Source organism: Acidovorax sp. 1608163, from assembly GCF_003669015.1.
Taxonomy (GTDB): Bacteria; Pseudomonadota; Gammaproteobacteria; order Burkholderiales; family Burkholderiaceae_C; genus Acidovorax.
Genome location: NZ_CP033069.1, coordinates 3,769,248 through 3,790,118, shown reverse-complemented (window position 1 = coordinate 3,790,118; position 20,871 = coordinate 3,769,248). Strand labels below are relative to the sequence as shown.

The window sequence follows — 20,871 nt, the reverse complement described above, 5'->3', positions numbered from 1 at the left end:
GTTGCCCGCCTGCGTTTTGCCACCCGGGGGATGAGGCGCTGAAATTGATGCGTGAGTCTGCCCCCGATTTGGTGTTGCTGGACGCAGAGATGCCGGGCATGAGCGGCTATGAAGTGTGTGAGGCCATCCGCGCTGATGCCACGCTGGCCGATATCCCGGTCATTTTTGTGACGGGCCATGGCGAGACCGATGCCGAAGTGCGCGGGCTGGAGGCGGGGGCGGTGGATTTCATCACCAAGCCGGTGAATGAAGCGCTGCTGCTGGCCCGTGTGCGCACGCAACTGCGTCTGAAGTCCATGGCCGACGAATTGCGCAGCATGGCCACCACCGACGGCCTGACCGGGTTGGCCAACAGGCGCTATTTTGATGAGTTGATGCGACGCGAGTGGCAGCGCTGTGCCCGTACCGGCAGTTCGATTGCGCTGTTGATGGCGGACATCGACCATTTCAAACGCTACAACGACAGCTATGGGCACCCTGGCGGGGATGCCTGTCTGCAGGCGGTGGCCAAGACCTTGACGTTGGTGGCCCGGCGCCCTGCCGACCGGGTGGGGCGTTTGGGGGGCGAGGAGTTTGTGGTGCTGTTGCCTGACACCGATGTGGCCGGAGGGCAGGAGGTGGCCGAGCATGCCGTCAAACTGATACAGGCTTTGGCGTTGCCGCATGTGGCCTCGCTCACGGCGGAGCACGTCACCATCAGTGTGGGCGTGGCGGTGTGCACCGGACAGGACATGGCCCGGCATGACCCGCAGTCGCTCTATAGCGCGGCCGACCATGCCTTGTACGCCGCGAAGGCGCAAGGGCGCAACCGCTGGGCCGCTGAGGTCATGGGCTGAACCATGATCCGCTACCGGCGCGACACCGTCGCCACGCCCATGGGGTCTGTGGACCGGACGATTCTGATGTCCACGATGGTGCTGTGCCTGACCCTTGCTGTGGCGGCTTTCGCCTACATCCACCAGCAACAGCAAAACATCCAGGAGGTGGGTGAACGGTTTGACCGCCTCAAGAACCGTGTGCTGGGGGAGGTGGGTTTGCGCATGCGGCTGTATGAATATGGCCTGCAGGGCACGCGCGGCATGATGGCTGCGGTAGGGGAAGACCTGAGCTGGTCCTCTTTTGCCCGCTACAGCGCAAGCCGTGATTTTGAGAGCGAGTTTCCCGGAGCCCGCGGCTTTGGCTTTATCCGCAAGGTGACGGCGGACGACCGGGCGCACTTTATGCGCCGGGCCCGAGACGAAATGGGGCCTGACTTTGAGGTGCGGCAGTTGCAACCGCATGTGGGTGACAGCTACATCATCCAGTACATCGAGCCCATGGAGCGCAACCTGCGGGTGTTGGGCCTGGACATTGCTTCCGAACCCGTGCGCAGGGCCACCGCCGTGGCGGCCATGCGGTCGGGTAAGACCACCCTCAGCGCGCCTGTCAACCTGATGCAGGACACGCAGGTGGGCTCTTCGGGGCTGTTGCTGGTGTTGCCGATGTACCGCTATGGCATGCCCACCAACACCGAGGCTGGCCGCGAACTGGCCTTGCTGGGCTGGGTGTATGCACCCTTGCAAATGGATGAAGTGCTGCGCAACCTGGATGCCGAAGAGGCCTTCTATTCCATGTCGCTGCGCGATCGCCTGGCCTCATCGGATGCGTGGCTTTACGGCGGAGAGCTGGCACCCGTGGCAGGCTTCCCCAAGCAGCCGCTGGCGTTGTTGGAGCTGTTTGGCCGGGAGTGGGAAGTCAACCTGCAGCCCACCCAGGAGTTTGTGGACTCTTTGCATTTGCAAGAGCCACAGCGCAAGGCAACGGAGGCTGGCCTGTTTGCCCTGTTGGCCTCGGCCCTGGTGGTCTCGATGGTGTACCTGGGGCAACGCAAGCGGGTGCAGCGGCTGGAGCAGGCGCGCCGCGCAGCGATTGTGGAGGGGTCAGACGACGCCATCATTGTGCAAACCCTGCAAGGCGTGATCACCGACTGGAACGACGGTGCCCGCAGGTTGTTTGGCTACGCTGCAGGCGACGTGCTGGGGCACACGGCGCAAGAGCTGCTGGTGCCTGTGCACCTCAAGGCCGAGGACGAATCCATGCTGGCACGGGTGGCTCAAGGCGAGCATGTCAAAGCCTACGAAACCGTGCGCAGCCACCGCGACGGTAGCTTGGTCGAGGTCTCGATTTCGGCCGGGCCCATTGTGGATGCCGATGGCCGCGTGGTGGGCCTTGCCAAGACCTTGCGCGATGTGCGCGAATCGCGGGCCGCGGCGCGGCGCGTGGCCGAACTCAATGCCACCCTGGAAGACCAGGTGCGCGAACGCACGGGCGACCTGGAGACGGCTCGGCATGCCCTGCAAACGGTGCTGGACGCCATGCCCTCGCAGATCGGGTACTGGGGCCGCGACCTGCGCAATCAGGTGGCCAACCGCGCTTACGGCGACTGGTTTCACATTGACCCTGCCATGGTGCATGGCATGCACCTGAGCGAGCTGATTGGGCAGGACATGTTTGCCATTTCGCTGCCCCACGCCGAAGCCGCCTTGAGCGGCGAAGCCCGCAGCTTTGAGCAAACCCGCCCAGCCACTGCCACCGAGCCCGCCCGCCACATGCTGGTGCACTACCTGCCTGACACGCAGGACGGTGCCGTCAAAGGTTTTTATGCCTTTGTGCATGACGTGACCGAGCTGACTGAAAGCCGCATGCAGTTGGCAGCCGCCCAGCGCGATAACGTTGCGCTGCTGCAAACATTGAACCTGCACGCGATTGTGTCGGTGGCCGACCGCACGGGCCGCATCATCGAAGTGAACGATGCTTTCTGCCACATCTCGGGCTTCCAGCGGCAAGAGCTTCTGGGGCAGAACCACCGCATCGTGAACTCGGGCGAGCACGACCGCGCCTTCTGGGTCAGCATGTGGCGCACCATCAGCAGCGGCCAAAGCTGGCGCGAAGAGGTCTGCAACCGTGCCAAGGACGGCACGCTGTACTGGGTAGACAGCGTGGTGGCGCCGTTCATGGATGCGCACGGGCGGGTCGAGAAGTACGTCTCCATCCGCACGGACATCACCAACCGCAAACGCACCGAGCTGGAGCTGCAGCGCACTTTGGCCCTGTTGCGCGCGGTGCTGGAGGCTTCGACCCAGGTGGCCATTGTGGCCACAGACCCCCGGGGCGTGGTGTCGCTGCTCAACCGAGGGGCAGAGCTTTTGCTGGACACGCACGCCGACAAAGTGGTCGGGAGAACGAATGCGCTGGCCTTCTTTGAAGCCGATGTCCCTGCGCAAGATGCCCAGCCCATGGGCAACGAAATGGATGGCGCAGGCGAGTTTGGAGCGCTGCGCCGTGTGGCCCAGTTCCACCAGGCCACGCAGGACCCGCAGACGCAGTGGTTCATGCGGCGGGCCGATGGTGTGCGGGTGCCTGTGTCGCTGGCTGTGACGCGCATGCAGGACGCCAACGGCCAGTTCACCGGCTACCTGGGCATTGCCTCAGACATCCGTTTGCGGCTGGAGCAAGAGCAGTCGCTGCGCGTGGCCATGCAGCAGGCCAACGCGGCCAACGAAGCGAAGAGCCGTTTCCTGGCCAACATGAGCCATGAAATCCGCACCCCCATGAATGCGGTGCTGGGCCTGTCGTACCTGCTGGCGCGCACCGCGCTGGACGAGGAGCAGCAGGGCATGCTTCGGCGTGTGCAGGTGGCCAGCAAGGCCCTGCTGGCGGTCATCAACGACATCCTGGACCTCTCCAAAATCGAGGCCGGCGAGATGGCCCTGGAGCGGGTGCCTGTGGACGTGAACCAGGTCGTGCGCGATGTGGCCGCCCTGATTGATATGCAGGCCCGCGAAAAGGGCGTGGCCTTTGTTGTGGACGTGAACGAACCCGTGCCCCAGCCGCTGGAGGGAGACAGCACCCGCTTGCAGCAGATCCTGATCAACCTGCTGAGCAACGCCATGAAGTTCACCGAGCGTGGCGAAGTGCGCCTGACGGTGCGCCACGAAGCGTTGGGCAGCGGCACCTTCCGGGTGCAAATGAGCGTGAGCGACACCGGCATTGGCATTGCCGAAGACGCTTGCAAGCGCCTGTTTGCCCCTTTTGTGCAGGCCGATTTGTCGACCACCCGCCGCTATGGCGGCACTGGGCTGGGGCTGTCCATCGTCAAGCAACTGGTCGAGATGATGCATGGCACGGTGGAAGTGCACAGCAAGGTAGGCCAGGGAAGCCGCTTTGTCGTCACGTTGCCCATGCACCGGAGCATGGGGCTGCTGCTGCACCGCGAAGCAGCGCCCTCCCTGCCCATGGGGCAGGGGCTGCCGGGCGTGCGCTTGCTGGTGGTGGACGACAACGAAACCAACCAGGAAATTGCGGCCCGCATCCTGCAGGCAGAAGGCGCCGAGGTGGGTGTGGCAGGGCATGGTCAGGCCGCGCTGGATTTGCTGCTGGCCCGCCCGCAGGGCTTTGATGCCGTGCTGATGGATGTGCACATGCCCGTGCTCAATGGGCTGGATGCCACCCGGCAGATTCGCTCCACCCCGAGCCTGGCGGGCTTGCCCGTCATCGGGCTCACGGCCGGGGTGTCTTTGTCGGAGCAGACCGAGGCCATCGGTGCGGGCATGAACGCGGTGGTGGGCAAACCGTTTGACCCGCCCGTGCTGGTGCGCACCCTGTGGCGCTGTCTGCCCGGGCTGGCGCAGCGCGCGGGCGTGGCGGCCGATGCCAATCCGCCTGCCAGCCCGCAGCCCGTGCCCCCTGACTGGCCCACGCTGCCTGGGGTATCGGCTGCACAGTCGCATGCGCGGCTCAAGGGGCATGCGCCGCTGCTGTGGCAACTGGTCCGGCGCATCGTGGCCTGCGTGGGCGGCCTGCCCGCGTTGTCCGCGGCGCCCACCCGGCAGGAGATAGACGCCTTGAAGCTGCCCTTGCACGATCTCAAGGGCATGGCAGGCTCGGTGGGCGCACAGGCGCTGCACGCCCTGGCATCGCAAGCCGAAGACGCCGCGCGCCAGCAGCAGCCCGAGGTGCTTGTCAAGGTGCTTGCGCAGCTGCAGCCCGCATTGCAGGGCTGGGAGGCGGCTTTGGCGCAGTCCCAACCCGAGGCGGCCCATGCGCCTGCCCGCCAGAGCGCCGACACGCCTTCCCTCGACCCCGCCACGCTGGCGCGCATCGGCCCGCTGCGCGCCGCCTTGCAGCACCGCGACCTGGCCGCGTTGGACGAGTGGGAAGCCCTGGCCCCCGCCTTGGCCCATGTGCTGGGCCCCGAGCGGCAGGCCGCACTGCAGCAGCACCTGGATGCCCTGGCATTTGATGAAGCCCTGGCCCTGCTGGACAGCGCCTTGCCTACCGAAGACCTATCGGCTTTCTGAGGCGCTGGCGTTTTTTTGCGCCCCGTTGAATCCATGCCGCAATGGCTTGCGTATTCAAGAGGTGTGCCTAGTGTCCTGCGTTGGAAGTTCGTTGATGAAATAAAGAGGCCGAAATCGTCGTCAGGCAAGGCGCAAACCACAGCGATAGCCGTAGCGATCGCGAGGATTTGCAACGCAGCATGGCGGCGATGCTCGGCATCTTTATGAAACGAATCTCCAACTCGGGGCACTCGCATGTGCAGTGCCTCTTTCCTGCTTTGGTTCAACCTGTCTGCCCTTGCTTCAGGAGCTTTTCGATGAAAAAACACCTTCTCCCCCTGCTCCTCACTGCCGGTGCACTGGCCGCGGGCGCCGCCCAGGCCGACACGGGCAAGCTGCTGCTCACCGGGGGCGTCAGCTCCATCACCGGCAGTGCTGGCGGCGGCATCACGCCCTGGGCGGTGATTGGCACCAACGCCACAGAGGGGGAGCTGGGCGTGAGCAGCTACGCCACGCGTGCAGGAACGCAGGACTACGCTCTGACCAGCTACGGCGTGGCGCTGGGCTATAAAGACCGGGTGGAGCTGTCGCTGGCACGGCAAGACTTTGACGCCGCGCCCGCCTTTGCCTTGAACGGCATTGCCCCCTTTGGCGTGGTGCCGGGCCAGCACATCCAGATGGACGTGCTGGGCCTGAAGGTGAAGCTGGCGGGCGACGCCATTTTGGACGCCGACACCTGGATGCCGCAGATCGCTGTGGGTCTGGAGCACAAACAAGTGCGCCCAGGTTCGCTGCAATCGGTGCTCGACTTTTTGGGCACCCAAACCAGCGGCACCGATGTGTATGTGAGCGCCACCAAGCTGCTGCTGGGCCAGGGCCTGTTGCTCAACGGCACGCTGCGCTACACCAACGCCAACCAAAACGGCCTGCTGGGCTTTGGCTCGGCAGCGCCTGGCAAAAGCCGCCGCAGCCTGCAGCCCGAGTTCTCCATCGCCTACCTGCTGCGGCCCAACCTGGCCGTGGGGGCCGAATACCGCTTCAAACCCAACAACCTGCAGGCGCTGGGCGCTGCGGCAGGCCTGGGTGCTGCGCTGCGCGAGGACGACTGGAAGGACCTCTTCATCGCCTGGGCGCCTAGCAAGAACGTATCGCTCACGCTGGCCTACGTTGACCTGGGCCGCATCGTGCCCGGCGTCACCCGTGACCGGCGCCAGACGGGTTACTACCTCTCGGCCCAGGTCGCGTTCTAGTCCTCTTCTCTAGCCGCTTTCGCTCGCTTTGCCATCCACGCGACCCCACCTTCGGAGCACACCATGAACACCCACCATTCCCCCTGGGTTTTGGCCGCAGCCCTGCTGCTGGCCTTGCCCGCCACCGCACAACAATCGCCCGCCGCACCAGCCATGGCACGCGCCGCTGCGCCTGCCCCCGCCGGGCTGTACCAGGCGCTGGGCGAAAAGCCTGGCATTGCCCGGTTGATGGACGACTTTGTGGACCGTGCCGTCCAAGACCCGCGCATTGGCGCGCATTTCAAGGACACCAAGCCCGCAGCCCTCAAAGAGAGCCTCACAGACCAGATCTGCCAGATCAGCGGGGGGCCTTGCCAATATGAAGGCGCTGACATGAAATCAGCCCATGCCGACATGGACATCACCAAGGGCCACTTCAATGCCTTGGTGGAAGTGCTGCAAGCCGCCATGCACGCCCAGGGCATACCGTTCGCTCAGCAAAACCGCCTGTTGGCGCTGCTGGCGCCCATGCACCGTGACATCCTTACCCAGCGTTGACACCATGAAATCATTGTCTTTTGCTATGTTTTTTGTAGCTGCTAGCGCTTGTTTGTCAAGCGCTAGCGCCGGAAATGTTCAAGTCCAGGTGCTGGACAGGGATGGCAAGCCCGTGCCCGATGCCGTGGTGGTGCTGTACCCCGCAGCGGGCGGCAGCGCGCCCAGCCTGTTGCAGGCCAGCCCCACCATCGAACAAGAGCGCATGCGCTTTGTGCCCGCTCTCACGGTGGTGGCGCCGGGCACCACCATCCGCTTCACCAACCAGGACCGGTGGGACCACCATGTGCGCGGCAATGCCGCCGGGCCTGTGCCCACCGGGGCTGCGGCCAATGAAGGGTTTGAGCTGCGGCTGGCGGGCAAGCAAGACGGCCAGCCTGCCCAGTCAGCCGATGTTGCGCTGCGCAGCCCCGGCGTGTTCTTGCTGGGCTGCCACCTGCACGGCTCCATGCGTGGTCATGTGTTTGTGACCGACTCGGCCTGGACGCTGAAGACCGATGCCGACGGCATTGCCCGCTTTGCCAGCGTGCCCGACGGGGCCGCCCAGCTGCGTGTGTGGCATGCCGAGCAGCTGGTGGACTTGCCCCGCAAGGGCCTGCAGGTGCAGGCTGCCCCGGTGCTTGAAACGATGCAGCTGAGCGTGGTGCCGCGCCCACGCCGCCCCGCGCCATCCCCGGCTGCAGCGGTGCCGGGTGGCAGCGGCACGGCGCCGCATGCGCATTACTGAAGGGGGTTGCTCGCCACCGTACGCCACCCGGTGGCCCTTGCAGGGCCGGTGATGGCGATGCCGATGGCGCTTAGCGGCCGTCGGCGGGTCAGCGCTCGATGGTCTTGTTCCAGCGCGCGTTCCAGGCGGGGCGGTTGGCGTTGATGCTGTCCCAGTCCAGCGTCACGGCGTTCTTCATCCACTGGTTGATCTTGCCCACCTGTTCGGCGCCATCACCCACCACGGGCGCTTGCGGGTTGGTGGGAATTTGCGCGCCAAATTGCAGCACATTGGCCTGGGCCAGGGGGCTCAGCAAAAATTCCGCCAGCTTCTGGGCCAGTTCGGGCTCGCTGTTTTTGGCGATCACGCACTGGGCCGTGAGCAGCACCACCGAGCCTTCTTTGGGCTGGGCGTACTCCACCGGAATGCCCTTGATCTTGAGCGCCGCCACGCCGGTGGGGGTGAGCGGGAAGAGGGCCGCTTCGCCCGTTTGCACCATCTCCGAAATCTTGGCCGAGCTGGGGATGTACTCCAGCACATTGGGGCCGATGGTCTTGGCCCAGTTGTTGAAGCCTGGCTCCACGTTCTTGTCGTTGCCGCCCTGGATGCGGTTGAACATCAAAAAGCCGTGCAGCCCGAACGACGACGACGGCATGGACTGGAACACCACCTTGCCCTTGTACTTGGGGTCGGCAAAGTCCATCCACGACGTAGGCGCGGCCCAGCCCTTTTCGGCAAACATCTTGGTGTTGTAGGCGATGCCTGTCATGCCCAGGCTCACGCCGCTGGCCAGGTCGTCCTTGAAGCGGGCGGCGGGGTAGATCTCGTTCAGGTGCGGGTTGGGCTTTTGCTTCTCGCACAGGCCCATGCCCATGGCGCGCACCATGATGCCGTCGTCCAGAAACATCACGTGCATCTGCGGCTTGTCCTTGTTGGCCTGGGCCTTGGCCAGGATGTCGGACGAGGTGCCTGGCACCACCACCACCTTCGCACCGTGCAGCTTTTCAAACGCCGGGAACACGTACTGTGTGTACGCCTTCTCCATGGTGCCGCCGTTCATGCCGATGTACAGCGTTTTCGTCTGCGCGGTGGCGGTGCCTGCGGCGGCCACGGCGGTCAGTGCAGCGGCCGTCACAAGGGCGCGGCGGGTGCGGCTGGTAAAGCGGGGGGAGAAGGTCATGGTGGTTTCCTTTCTGGTGGGGAGGGGGGGGTTGTCGGTGGCAAACGGGGTCAGTGGGCAGCGGCAGTGCTGGCCACGTCAGCCACCGTCGTTGGGAGAAATCGCTCAATCGCAAAGGCATCAATTGGCGTGGTGCTGCGGCCATCGCGTGCCAGCTCTGCCAGCACCTCGCCCACGCCCGGGCCAATCTGAAAGCCCGCACCCGCAAAGCCAAAGCCATGGATCAGGCCGGGCGTGGTGTGGCTCTTGCCCAGCACCGGCTGGCGGTCAGGCAGGTAGCCTTCGGTGCCGCTCCAGGTACGGATGAAGTGCGCGTTCTTGAGGGCGGGCAACAGCTCTACGGCCTGCACCGCCAGGGTCGCGATGGCACTGCGCTCGGAGCGGGCGCGGTCCGCATCCAGCGCCACGCCAGCGCCACCACCCAGCACCAGATTGCCGCGCGCCACCTGTCGGCAGTAGATGCCGCCGCCTTCCACGCCTAGGCTCCAGTGCATGAAAAAGGGCAGGGGCTCGGTCACCGCCATGGCGGGGTGGCCGGAGTGAATGGGCACGGCCTCGCCAAACTGCGCGGCCAGCGCACCGGCCCAGGCACCAGCGCAGTTGATGAGCACGGGCGCACGCACAGCCACGGTGGTGCCCGAGCGCACGGTGAACCGTTGCCCGTCGTGCTCCACCGAGGTCATCGGTGTGCGCTCCAGAATCTGCGCGCCTGCGCGCTGTGCAGCCAGTGCGAATGCGGGCGACACCAGGCGCGGGTTGGCCTGGCCGTCGTCGGGGCACAGCGACCCGCCCACGGCGCGCCCGCCCAGCCAAGGGCAGCGCTCGCGCAGCGTGGCGCCGGAGATCAGTTGAATGCCCAGGTCGAAGTCGCGGCTCAGGTTGGCATAGGCTTCCAGCGCGGCCATGTCCGCCTCACTGCGGCCAATCTTGAAGTGCCCGCTGCGCTGGTATTCGCCATCGGTGCCAATCAGCGCGGGCAGGTTGGCCCACACCTCGTGTGCGCGCTGCGCCAGCGGCAGCTGACTCACAGGGCGGCCCTGGCGGCGCACGCCGCCATAGTTCACGCCGCTGGAGCGCGAGCCGCACAGGTCGCGCTCCAGCAGCACCACGGCCACACCTTTGCGGCGCAGTGCCAGCGCGGCCGATGCGCCCATGATGCCGCCGCCCACGATGGCAACGTCGGTGTCGATGGTTCGGGTGGTCGTGCTCATTCGGTGGCCTCCGCCTGGGCTTGCAGGTGGATGGGAATGGGCTTGATCGGCGCCTGTCCGCGCAGCCGTCCTACTGTGTCAATCGGCTTGCCTGTGGCGTAGGCCAGGATTTCTGCAGCGGCCACACCGCACATGCGGCCTTGGCAGCGGCCCATGCCCACGCGGGTCAGGGCTTTCAGGCGGTTCATCTCGTCTGCGCCCGCATCGCGGGCACAGGCGCGCAGCTCACCGGCCGTGATGTTCTCGCAGCGGCACACCACCAGCGCGTCGGGCGCGTGGGCCGCCCAGTTGGTGGGGAAGGGGAAGGCGCGCTCCAGCCCTTGGCGGAATGGCATCAAGCCGGTGAGCTTGCGTTCCAGCTCCGCCGCGCGTGCAGTGTCCACCTTCACGCCATGGTCGGCCAGCAGCGCCAGCGCAGCGCGCTCACCCGCCCATTCGGCCGCATCGGCGCCCATGATGCCCGCGCCATCGCCCGCCAGGTACACGCCTGCCACGCTGGTGCGCCCTGCGCTGTCGCGCTCGGGCAGGTGGGCGCGGTGCATGGGCGCCCAGGCAAAGCGGCAGCCCAGCAGGTCTGCCAGTTGGGTTTCGGACCGCAGTGCGTAGCCAAAGCCCACAGCATCGCAGGGCACGGTGTGCTCGGCCTGGCCGTCGCTCCACACCACGGCGTTGATCCGTGTTTCGCCCTCCATGCGGACAGGCCGCACGCCGGTGTGCACCGCCACGCCATGCGCGCGCAGCCAGCCCACGTAGTACATCCCTTTGGCCAGCACGGCGGGCTGCGTCAGCATGCCGGGCAGGGCGGCCAGTTGGTCGGCAAAGTGGGCGGTGTCGAGCACTGCAGCGACCTTCGCACCCGTCTTGGCTCCCGCCTTGGCATATTGGTACGCCACCAGATACAGCAGCGGCCCGGTGCCCATCAGCACCACGTTGCGGCCGATGGTGCAGCCCTGGAACTTGAGCGCCACCTGCGCGCCCCCCAGCGTGTACACGCCAGGCAGCGTCCAGCCTGGCATGGGCAGCACGCGGTCGGTGGCGCCGCTGGCCACGATGAGCTGGCCGTAGGGCACCGTGCGCGTGGTCTGTGTGGGGCCATGCAGCACATCGAGCTGGCCGCCCTGAGCGTTCCACACCAGGCTGTTGGGTTGGTAGTCGATGTGGGCGGCCAAGCCATCCAGCGTGCTGTGCAATGCCGTGGCGCGTGATGCTTCGGTGCCGTACAGCGTTTGCGGGCTGCGGGCAAAGTGGGCGGGCGGGCGGCGGTAGATCTGCCCGCCGCCGCGCGCGGCCTCGTCGATCACCATGGGCCGCACGCCATGCGCCACCAGGGTTTGCGCCGCGCGGATGCCCGCAGGGCCTGCGCCCACGATCACGGGTTGCAAGGTGGGGGCGGTCATGCCGCCCCTCCGGTAGTCAGCTGCATGCCCGTCTGGATGAAGGTGGCGCAAGACCGTAGGCGTTCGCCGGTAGCCGTCATCACCCAGCAGTCCTGGCACGCGCCCATCAGGCAAAAGCCTGCGCGCGGCTCATGGCTGAACTCGTTGCGGCGCAATTGGGCGCGGTGGGTGAGGATGGCCGTGAGCACCGTGTCGCCTTCGAGCGCAGTGGCGGGTTCGCCATCGAGCACGAAGGGCACGGGCGCGCGGTCTTTTTCGGCCACGCGGTGGAGCAGGGCTGTGTTCATAGTCATGGAAGTCGTGCCCATTTATTTGCGCCCTACGAGCACGCGGTCCAAGCCGTACACCCGGTCGAGAATCACCATCGCGCAGGCCGTCAGGGCCACCATCAGTGCCGAAACCGCCGCCATCAGCGGGTCGATCGACTCGGTGGCGTACATGTACATGCGCACCGGCAGCGTCACCGTGCTGGGCGAGGTGACAAAGATCGACATGGTCACTTCGTCAAAGCTGTTGATGAAGGCCAGCATCCACCCGCCCGTCACGCCGGGCAGGATCATCGGCAGCGTGATGCGCGTGAACACCGTGGCCTGGCTCGCGCCCAGCGACAGGGCGGCATGCTCGGCACTGCGGTCAAACCCCACCAGCGCAGCCACCACCAGCCGCAGGGTGTAAGGCGTGACGATGAGCGCATGCGCAAACACCAGCCAGCCAAAGCTGCCTGTGCCGCCCAGCAGTGCAAACAGGCGCAGCAGGGCCACGCCCAGCACCAGGTGCGGAATGATCAGTGGCGAGAGGAACAAGCCATTCAAAAAGCCGCGCCCCGCAAATTCGTAGCGCGTGATGGCAATGCCCGCAGGCACGGCTAGCACTGTGGCCAGCGTGGCCGATGCCAGCGCCAGCCACAGACTGTTCCAGAACGACTGCACAAAGTCCGAATGTTCGAACACCGCCTTGAACCAGCGCAGCGAGAACTCGGTGGTGGGCAGCGTCAGCGTGTTGTGCGGCGTGAACGCCACGATGCATACCACCAGCAAGGGGGCGAGCATGAAGGTGATGACCAGCGCGTTGAACGCGAGGGCTAAAGGTCCGTTCTTCTGCATAGTTTCAGCCCAACGCTTTCTTGTAGCGGCCTTCAACCAAGCGGTTGTAGCTCAGCATGACCACGAGGTTGGCCACCAGCAGCGTCAGCGCAATCGCGGCGCCCAGGGGCCAGTTCAGTTCGTGCAGGTACTCGTCGTACACCACCGTGGCCACCATCTTCAGCCGCCGCCCGCCCAACAGGCCGGGAATGGCAAACGAGCTGGCCGCCAGGCCGAACACGATGAGGCTGCCGGACAGGATGCCGGGCAGCACCTGCGGCAACACAATGCGCCGCAGCGTGGTGAAGGGCGAGGCCTGCAGAGACAGCGCCGCGTTTTCCACACCCGGGTCCAGCTTCTGCAGCGAGGTCCACACGGGGATCACCATGAAGGGCAGCATCACATGCACCAGGGCAATCACAACAGCGATCTCGGTGTAGAGCATCTTCACGGGGCCAAATCCCAGCAGCCCGAATAGCCCGTTCACCAGCCCCTCCGGCCCCAGCAGCATGCTCCAGCCAAAAGCCCGCACCACCACCGACACCAGCAGGGGCGCGAGCACCACCAGCAGCAGGATGGAGCGCCACGGGTTGCCCATGCGGCTCAGGATGTAGGCCTCGGGTGCGCCAATCAACACGCAGATCAGAGTGACCAGCCCCGCGATCCAGAACGTGCGCCAGAAGATGGTGTGGTAATACGAATCGGTGAACACATGGGCGTAGTGCTCCAGCGTGAACTCGCCCGCCTTCACCCCCGTGGCCGGGTCGAACGCGTTGAACGACAGCACGGCCGTGAGTGCCAACGGCACCAGCAACAGCACGATGAACAGCACCAGCGCCGGGCCCGACAGCCACCAGGGCGCGGCCTTTTTGTGCAACAAGGTGGTGGCCAGGCTCATGGCGCCACCTCGGCGGCGGTGTCTTCGGCCTCCAGCTCGGCCATGGCGGTTTCATCGGCGGGCAGCAGGCGCATGCAGTGGTCGGGCCAGTCCACGCCCGTGCGCTCACCCTCGGCCAGCGCGGCGCGGCCGTCGTTGGGTGCCAGCACCATCAGGTCGCCCACGGGCGTGCCCACGCGGTACAGCCACTGGCTGCCCAAAAAGAAGCGCTCGCACACCTGGCCATCCATCCGGCCCTGCACGGAGGGCACCAGTTGCACCTTTTCAGGCCGCACGCTCAGCAACACGGCGGCGCCGGGGCGGTAGCGGGCGCCGTCCACCTCCACTACGAGCGCGCCCACCGCCACCTGCGTGTGGGTGCCGCTCGCATGGGTCACCTTGCCTAGCAGCAGGTTGGCCTTGCCCACAAAGGTGGAGATAAAGCGGGTGCGCGGATATTCGTACACGCGGTGCGGGTGGTCGATCTGCGTGGCGCGGCCGGCCTCCATCACCACCACACGGTCGCTGATGGACATGGCCTCGCTCTGGTCGTGCGTGACCATGATGGTGGTGGTGCCCACCTTGCGCTGAATCTGCCGCAGCTCAAACTGCATCTCCTCACGCAGCTTGGCGTCGAGGTTGGACAGGGGCTCGTCCAGCAGCAGCACGGGCGGCTCGATCACCAGCGCACGTGCCAGGGCCACCCGCTGGCGCTGGCCGCCAGACAGCTCGCGGGGGTAGCGCGTGGCGTGCTTTTCCAGGTGCACCAGGGCCAGGGCCTGGGCCACGCGCTCGGCCCGCTCGGCCTTGGGCACCTTGCGCATCTCCAGCCCAAAGCTCACGTTGGCGGCCACCGTCATGTGCGGGAACAGCGCATAGCTCTGGAACACGATGCCCAGCCCGCGCGTGTTGGCCTTGGCGTGGGTGATGTCCTTGCCATCGAGCTCAATGCGCCCGCTGGTCACGGGCTCAAACCCCGCCACCATCTGCAGCGTGGTCGTCTTGCCGCAGCCCGAGGGCCCGAGCAGCGACACAAATTCACCCTTTTGCACCGTGAGGTTCATGGCCTGCACCGCGCAGGTGCTGCCATAGAACTTGGTCACATCCGTGAGCTTGAGAAACGACATGGCGAAAGCCTTTCCGGTGGTGGCATCGCACGGGTTGCCTGGGGGCGGTGCGTGCCACCTGCTGTGGAGTTGCATGGAGGGGCTGCGGGCCTTTGGGGTGTTTGCACCGGGGTGGTGCATGCACTGCACAAAGATTGAAGCAGCCGCTTGTTTCAATTGAATCTATTGCAATAAACAAACCAGAACGCTTCGGGTATTCCATTAAACGGAAGTTTTATTGAATTTATTCCGTTCAATGAAATATGATGCCTTCAGTTTGAACAAGCAATTCCACAGGAGCGAGGTATGGAAGCCGCATCAACCGCACCCATCGCTTCAGGCGGCGTACCCCGGGTGTTTGCCGTCATCCGGGCCCTGTCGGCCTTGCAGGCCGAGGGCGGGCGAGTCACCCAATTGGCGCGTGCCGTGGGCCTGACGCAGGGCACCACGCACCGTTTGCTGCAATCGCTGGTGGCAGAGGGCATGGTCGAGCAGGACGAGCGCAGCAAGCTCTACCGACTGAGCATGGACTTCTTCGCATTGGCCGCCAAAGCGGGCAACCCTGGCGACCTGCGCAGCCTGTGCCGCCCCGCGCTGCTGCGCCTGTGTGCCAGCCTGGGCGACAGCATCTTTCTCTTGGTGCGCAGCGGGTTCGATGCCGTGTGCCTGGACCGCAGCGAAGGCCCGTTCCCCATCCGCTCGTTCACCGGCGACATCGGTGGCCGCGTGGCCCTGGGCGTGGGGCAGGGTGCGCTGGCCATCCTGGCCTTCTTGCCCGAGGCTGAGCGCGAAGAGGTCATCCGCTTCAACCTGTCCCGCGTGCGCGAGTACGGTGTGTTTGACGAGGTCTATCTGCGCACCGAGATCGAGCGCGTGCGCCAACTGGGCTACGCGGGCCGCAACACCGGCTTGCTCGAAGGCATGGCCGGTGTGGCCGTGCCGATCCTCGACCGCGAAGGCCGCGCGGTGGCGGCACTGAGTGTGGGCACCATCTCAGCGCGATTGAACGACGACCGCCTGCCCACGGTGGTGGAGTTGCTCAAGCGCGAAGCGGCGGCGATTGGGCCGAAGATCAATCCGTTTGATGCGACGTTGAGGCGGCCTGCGCAGAGTTTGTCGGGTGGGGCGACGCTGGGTCAGGCGATTGGGTCGGCGGGTTGACGGGAGACGGTTGTGGGCCCAGAGCTACCGCTGGACAAAATTACCGAAAGCTGCCGTTGAATCACCAGACGCTAGCCTGCTGTCTAACCCGCGCTTTTGAACCGAGCACTGACCCCAAGCCCAACCGGCAAGCCACTTCCAAGAGGAATCAGTGTCCCGAGTAGCCCGAAGGTTCCAGTTTATCCCGCATGTTTTGCGGGATACATTAGCTTGGAGCCCGCGTGAGGTGGGCAGGCAGAGTTCTTTCTGGGAAGACAGAGATGCAAATGCGGAGACGTGGAGTCGTACTGACCATACTACTTGGATCGACGAGCGTGGTTCAAGCTCAGGGGGAAGCGTGGCTCAAGGGACGGTGGGAACTGAAGTTCGACCCTGATGGAAGCCCCAAGGACCATCTTGAGTTCGGGGAGAGCGGTCAGGTCGCAAACATCTCTCCTCAAGGCAGAGTGGTGTCCGGCTTGTACGTAGTCCGAGACGGAACGGTGAGGATCTCGTTTGTGTTGCCAAACGGAAAAACACTGCCGTTGATGCTCGTTCCATCTGAGGACAGACGACAGTTACGGCTCAAATCGGAGAAGACGGGCAATGTTGCGATCTATGAGAAAGCGAGACCCTAAACCGTCCATCGAGCGGACGGCCTCAGAATTGGACGTACATTGATGTGCAGTCAGAGTTCGATGTACGCCAAAGGTGATCAAAGGGCGATTGCATAGTGAGGCCACGCGAGATTCATTCGTTCAGGAGGCAGTGAAGGTGCTGAGTAGGGAAGCCATTGACGCAAGATTGCACGAAGCCGGAATCAAAGGTCAGTGCTGGGGATGTCGCGGACTGGCTAGCCTGACCCGAATCGAAAGCGTGCTATCGCTGACGCTCCCCGTTGAGCTCATGCAGTTCGCTATCGCAGTCGGGAACGCAAACATCGGTCCGTACGCCTTCATTCTCTCGGGGAATGAAGACCAGACAATCAGCTGCGTTACTGAAACCGCTGCTATCCGGCAGTTCGTAGATGAAACGCTGGGACCAGTGCTGAAGATCCTCGACCACGCAGGCGAGAGCTACCTCTATGTCTTTGATGCTGATTCCATCAAGGCATACGACTCACTCAATATGAGTGCTGGCCTGGAGACCAGCGAATTCACAAGCCTTGCGCAACTTCTCGATTTCGCTTTCGATGAGGCAGCAGCCTTGACTACCAATGATTGGCGTAATGCAGTCGGCCACGCCTCACCTCGAACGTGAACGTCCGCTTTTGCTTGCACTGACTGGCTGCCTCTGGCCGATAGCGGCATATTGGTCTGATGTTGTGCCCAACGCCCAACCGCTCTGAGTCCGCCATGGTCTATGCAGGCTGCCTTGATGCCGTTCCGTTTGGCTGTTATGGCAGTTTTTCCGCTTCCCAATTGTCTCGAAACAGCCTGGACTATCTCAACACTCTTCCCGTGGATCAAAGTCTTGGGTGGAGAAAATTGCTTCTGTTTTTATAGCTAGCAGCGCTTTATTGATAAGCGCTAGAGTCACTTTTTATCTGCATATCTCACTATCTCCCCGTGCTTGCCACGCCAAACCCGCACGGCACGCCTTGGTGTCACTGGCCCCTCACCCCCTGCCGTTGCCCCACCACCTCGTCCCTGAGCATGTTTACCAATGCCGTCTGCGTCCGCAACCATTCAGGCCCTGATGGCAAAACACCTTGCCATCGTCTCGCGTTTTTACCTGCCGTCGCGCGAAGCCTATGTGGGCACTGCGCTGTTCTACGCAGACAACGCCGACATGAAGGCATTTCACACGACATACCATCCCCAGTTGGTAGAGCTTTTGGCCGAGGCGGTGTATGTCTATGCCCAGCAGAATCTGGTCTGAGTTCCCGGTCTGGGCTGCCCGCCAGCCAGCCAAGCTGGCCAGGCATTTTTGATGCCCTTGCATTCCATCTCTGCACCACCCGCACCGCCTCCACCACATCAGCTGTGGGGCGTGCGTCCGGTAGCCTGTGGCCAGCCTCGCTCAACGGCTGGTTCTGCGGATCTTGGTCCGCGCAGACTGGGTGGGGGGACGCCTGAGATCTGGAAGCCTTCAACCTGCTCAGTCTTTTGTTCTGTCAGCGCCAGGGATTTACCGGTGAGACGGCGTGTGTTGCGCCCGTCTTGGGCTGCACGCACTGGCTGATGGTGCGTGATGCAAGGCCTCCATCCTGAAGGCGGCGGTGGTGGCCAGCGCGCCTGCTCGCACGCCAGACCTGCATTGGGTTGCCGTGGGTCATGGTTTGCTTGGCAAAGCAGATGATCTGCCCGCACCTATCCGGTGCAGGGGGCATTGATCACTTAGTATTGTTGGCTAACAGGGAGAAGCCAGTTACGCCGCGTGGGCGAATCCTGTGCGATCCCCTGATCGCTCGGTAGGGACTGGCACGGGAATTGGTGTGCGAGAGGGTAATGAACAATGAAGCGTGATGTTCGCTGGGCTGCGCTGCTGCTGCTGGTGGCGTATTTGTCGGTGTCTGCCACCACCGCCTGGCAAATATGGTCGGCCCGAGAGCATTCACTGGCCGAAATCGATACCCAGAACCTCAATCTGGCACAGGCCCTGAACACCTACACGGAAGGCGTCATTACCCAAAGTGCCATGCTGCTTCTGGGCATCGTAGAGCGCCTTGAAGAAGAGGGCACGGAGCCCAGGCATCTGCAGCGCCTGCAACGGCTGATTGCCCGGCAAGAACACTTGCTCAACCAGCTCAATGGCATTGCCATCTACGACGATGCAGGCAACAGGGTGATGTCCTCCATCGGCCCCGCACCAGCCCATGGGAGTGGGGCAGACCGGGCCTTCTTTGCGCACCACCGGGACAATCCATCCTCTGAGCCTTTCATCGGACCGGCCATCCAAAGCCGATCCACAGGCGACTGGGTCATTACCGTCAGTCGGCGCTTTGACGGCAAGGACAAACGGTTTGCCGGTGTTGTGGTCGTGAGTCTTGGCATCAAGGATTTCCTGGAGCTGTTTGGCAAGATCGACGTGGGCACGCAGGGGGCCATTGGCTTATCAACCACCGTCGGGCAGATGTTGGTGCGCTACCCCTACCGTGAGCAGGACATGGGCCGCGACTTCTCCAAGTCTCCCAACTTCCAGCGCTTTTACTCGGGCGCAGTGTCCGGCACTGCCGCGTTCAAATCCGGCATCGACGGAATGCAGCGCCTGTATGCCTACCGCAAGAATGACCGCTATCCCGTGATCACCACCGTGGCCGTGGGCAAGGAGGAAGCCTTGAGCCGCTGGCGCCGCGAGGCGCTGCTCACCGCAGGTGTCGTGGGGGCCTTGCTGCTGGGCATCACGGCCATTGGGTGGCATCTGCTGATAGACATTCGCCGCCGCACCCATGCCGAGGCCTCACTGGTGGCAGCGCGAGAAGACCTGATGGCTGTGAACCAGAAGCTGGAAGCGCTGGCTGCGCAAGACCAGCTTACAGGCCTTGCCAATCGCCGCTGCTTTGATGAAACCTTGAATGTGGAGTGCCGCCGTGCCGCCCGAGAGGGGACTTCGCTGTCCCTGCTGCTCATCGATGTCGATCACTTCAAAAGCTTCAACGACACCTACGGGCATGTGGAGGGCGATGCCTGTCTGCGGGCGGTATCGGAATGTCTGGTGCAGTACGCAAAGCGCCCTGGGGATCTGGTGGCGCGTTATGGGGGCGAGGAACTGGCCATCATCCTGCCCAACACCGCCCTGTCAGGCGCGCAGGTCGTGGCTGAGGTGGTGCGTGAGCGAATTGAGGCCCTGGCCATCCGCCACGGCGCCAGCGCCTTCGGGCATATCACGGTCAGTGTGGGCGCCGCATGCATGGCCGGTGCCTACGGGGAAGGCAGCGAGCGGCAGCTGATTGAGGCGGCGGACCGTATGCTGTACCAGGCGAAGGCCTCAGGCCGCAATCGGGTGGAGGCCTGAGCGGACAGCGAATGATGGCACCGTGCTCCGCAGATGTGGGCGCCCTGAGGTTCCTGTGTGGAAGACGTTCCATATCCCGGCGCACCCACCCTGTGGTCGGGCTGAATTGTCTGCCGTGGCAGGCTGTATCTCTCTCTACCGGCTCACCTTGCAGCGGCAGGCAATGTGTGGCACTCCTTCACCACCCAATCCCTGAACGCCTTCACCAACGGCGTCTGCGCGCGCGCCTCGGGGTAGACCAGGTAGTACGCATCGGTGCTCGTCAGCACCTGGTCTGACAGCTCCACCAGGCTCCCTGCCGCCAGCTCTTGCTCAATCAAAAAGCGTGGCAGCAGCGCCGCCCCCAGGTGCGACACGGCAGCCTGCGCAATCATGGCGAAGTGTTCAGACTGGGGGCCGCGCAGGGCCAGGGCTGTGGGGGCGCCCACCAGCTCAAACCATTCGGCCCATTGGGTGGGGCGGGTGCTTTGCTGCAGCAGCACCACGCGCGTGAGGTCTTGCGGTGTGTGAATGTTGTGGCGGTCGCGGTAAGCGGGGCTGCACACGGGCACGGTTTCTTCGTGCATCAGGTATTCGCACACGGCGCCTGCCCAGTGCGGGGTGCCGAAGTGGATGGCAGCGTCGAACGGTGTGCCCGCAAAGTCAAACGGCTCGGTGCGGGCCGAGAAGTTGACCAGTGCCTCAGGGTGCAGCGCCATGAAGCCGCCCAGTCGCGGGATGAGCCAGCGCGTGCCCAGGGTGGGCAGCACGGCCAGGTTGAGCAGGCCGTCGGTGCTGGAAAACGCCATGGCCTTTTGTGTGCTGGCCGACAGCTGCTGCAGCACGTTTTGCACATCGGCCGCGTAGACGCGGCCCGCGTCGGTCAGCACCACGCGCTGGCGTACGCGGTGAAAGAGTGCGGTGCCAATCTGCTCCTCCAACTGGCGGATCTGGCGCGACACGGCGCTTTGCGTGAGGTGCAGTTCCTCGGCCGCGCGCGACACGCTCTGGTGGCGGGCGGCGGCCTCAAAGGCCAGTAGGTCAGCGGTGGAGGGCAGGAAGGTGCGGCGCAGTAGGGTCATGTGGGGTGATGGCGTGGATCATGCGCAGGGGGAATGAGCGGCGTGTGCGGCC

17 protein-coding genes are annotated in these 20,871 nt (G+C 64.4%); 9 read left to right on the top strand and 8 right to left on the bottom strand.

Annotated features, from left to right (window positions below):
• The first annotated feature begins 47 nt into the window (after positions 1 to 47).
• The 5 genes from EAG14_RS16885 (at position 48) to EAG14_RS16865 (ending at position 7,829) form a co-directional block, all read left to right on the top strand.
• A complete protein-coding gene (locus tag EAG14_RS16885) occupies positions 48 to 836 on the top strand; it encodes a diguanylate cyclase domain-containing protein (protein WP_240456815.1) in 789 nt (262 codons plus the stop codon).
• A 3-nt stretch (positions 837 to 839) separates the two neighbouring features.
• Positions 840 to 5,339 (top strand): PAS domain S-box protein, encoded by a 4,500-nt coding sequence (locus EAG14_RS16880; RefSeq protein ID WP_121729574.1) that lies wholly within the window; start codon positions 840 to 842, stop codon positions 5,337 to 5,339.
• Positions 5,340 to 5,635: 296 nt separating this feature from the next.
• Positions 5,636 to 6,568, top strand: coding sequence for a DUF3034 family protein (locus tag EAG14_RS16875; protein ID WP_121729573.1), 933 nt, complete (start codon positions 5,636 to 5,638; stop codon positions 6,566 to 6,568).
• Positions 6,569 to 6,631: 63 nt separating this feature from the next.
• On the top strand, positions 6,632 to 7,105 hold the full coding sequence (locus EAG14_RS16870; RefSeq protein WP_121729572.1) for a group 1 truncated hemoglobin: 474 nt from the start codon (positions 6,632 to 6,634) through the stop codon (positions 7,103 to 7,105).
• Positions 7,106 to 7,193: 88 nt separating this feature from the next.
• Positions 7,194 to 7,829, top strand: coding sequence for a plastocyanin (locus EAG14_RS16865; RefSeq protein WP_121729571.1), 636 nt, complete (start codon positions 7,194 to 7,196; stop codon positions 7,827 to 7,829).
• Between the two features lie 88 nt (positions 7,830 to 7,917).
• Here EAG14_RS16865 and EAG14_RS16860 read toward each other — a convergent pair whose 3' ends face one another.
• Genes EAG14_RS16860 through EAG14_RS16830 form a run of 7 tightly spaced genes read right to left on the bottom strand, consistent with a single transcriptional unit; the run spans position 7,918 to position 14,682 of the window.
• Entirely contained in the window at positions 7,918 to 8,988 is a 1,071-nt protein-coding gene (locus EAG14_RS16860; protein WP_121729570.1) for an ABC transporter substrate-binding protein, read from the bottom strand.
• A 50-nt stretch (positions 8,989 to 9,038) separates the two neighbouring features.
• Positions 9,039 to 10,199: an FAD-binding oxidoreductase gene (locus EAG14_RS16855; RefSeq protein WP_121729569.1), complete on the bottom strand. Its 1,161-nt coding sequence runs from the start codon at positions 10,197 to 10,199 to the stop codon at positions 9,039 to 9,041.
• Positions 10,196 to 11,596 carry an NAD(P)/FAD-dependent oxidoreductase gene (locus EAG14_RS16850; protein WP_121729568.1) on the bottom strand — a complete coding sequence of 467 codons (1,401 nt, stop codon included), beginning with the start codon at positions 11,594 to 11,596 and terminating at the stop codon, positions 10,196 to 10,198. Before EAG14_RS16850 ends, EAG14_RS16855 begins: the two co-directional genes overlap by 4 nt.
• Entirely contained in the window at positions 11,593 to 11,883 is a 291-nt protein-coding gene (locus EAG14_RS16845) for a (2Fe-2S)-binding protein (protein ID WP_371414371.1), read from the bottom strand. The genes EAG14_RS16850 and EAG14_RS16845 overlap by 4 nt, the downstream gene beginning before the upstream one ends.
• A gap of 21 nt (positions 11,884 to 11,904) precedes the next feature.
• Positions 11,905 to 12,699: an ABC transporter permease gene (locus EAG14_RS16840; RefSeq protein WP_056061258.1), complete on the bottom strand. Its 795-nt coding sequence runs from the start codon at positions 12,697 to 12,699 to the stop codon at positions 11,905 to 11,907.
• A 4-nt stretch (positions 12,700 to 12,703) separates the two neighbouring features.
• Positions 12,704 to 13,576 (bottom strand): ABC transporter permease, encoded by an 873-nt coding sequence (locus EAG14_RS16835; protein ID WP_121729566.1) that lies wholly within the window; start codon positions 13,574 to 13,576, stop codon positions 12,704 to 12,706.
• Positions 13,573 to 14,682: an ABC transporter ATP-binding protein gene (locus EAG14_RS16830; protein WP_121729565.1), complete on the bottom strand. Its 1,110-nt coding sequence runs from the start codon at positions 14,680 to 14,682 to the stop codon at positions 13,573 to 13,575. The genes EAG14_RS16835 and EAG14_RS16830 overlap by 4 nt, the downstream gene beginning before the upstream one ends.
• A gap of 285 nt (positions 14,683 to 14,967) precedes the next feature.
• Between EAG14_RS16830 and EAG14_RS16825 the strand changes: the two genes are divergently transcribed.
• The 4 genes from EAG14_RS16825 (at position 14,968) to EAG14_RS16805 (ending at position 19,758) form a co-directional block, all read left to right on the top strand.
• Complete coding sequence (locus EAG14_RS16825; protein ID WP_121729564.1) at positions 14,968 to 15,822, top strand: IclR family transcriptional regulator; 855 nt, start codon at positions 14,968 to 14,970, stop codon at positions 15,820 to 15,822.
• An 885-nt stretch (positions 15,823 to 16,707) separates the two neighbouring features.
• Positions 16,708 to 17,061 (top strand): hypothetical protein, encoded by a 354-nt coding sequence (locus EAG14_RS16815; RefSeq protein ID WP_162996022.1) that lies wholly within the window; start codon positions 16,708 to 16,710, stop codon positions 17,059 to 17,061.
• A gap of 405 nt (positions 17,062 to 17,466) precedes the next feature.
• Positions 17,467 to 17,682 carry a TipAS antibiotic-recognition domain-containing protein gene (locus EAG14_RS16810; RefSeq protein WP_371414370.1) on the top strand — a complete coding sequence of 72 codons (216 nt, stop codon included), beginning with the start codon at positions 17,467 to 17,469 and terminating at the stop codon, positions 17,680 to 17,682.
• A gap of 576 nt (positions 17,683 to 18,258) precedes the next feature.
• Complete coding sequence (locus tag EAG14_RS16805; protein ID WP_121729561.1) at positions 18,259 to 19,758, top strand: sensor domain-containing diguanylate cyclase; 1,500 nt, start codon at positions 18,259 to 18,261, stop codon at positions 19,756 to 19,758.
• Positions 19,759 to 19,901: 143 nt separating this feature from the next.
• On the opposite strand, the gene EAG14_RS16800 is transcribed toward EAG14_RS16805, so the two are convergent.
• Positions 19,902 to 20,819 (bottom strand): LysR family transcriptional regulator, encoded by a 918-nt coding sequence (locus EAG14_RS16800; RefSeq protein ID WP_121729560.1) that lies wholly within the window; start codon positions 20,817 to 20,819, stop codon positions 19,902 to 19,904.
• Positions 20,820 to 20,871 lie beyond the last annotated feature (52 nt).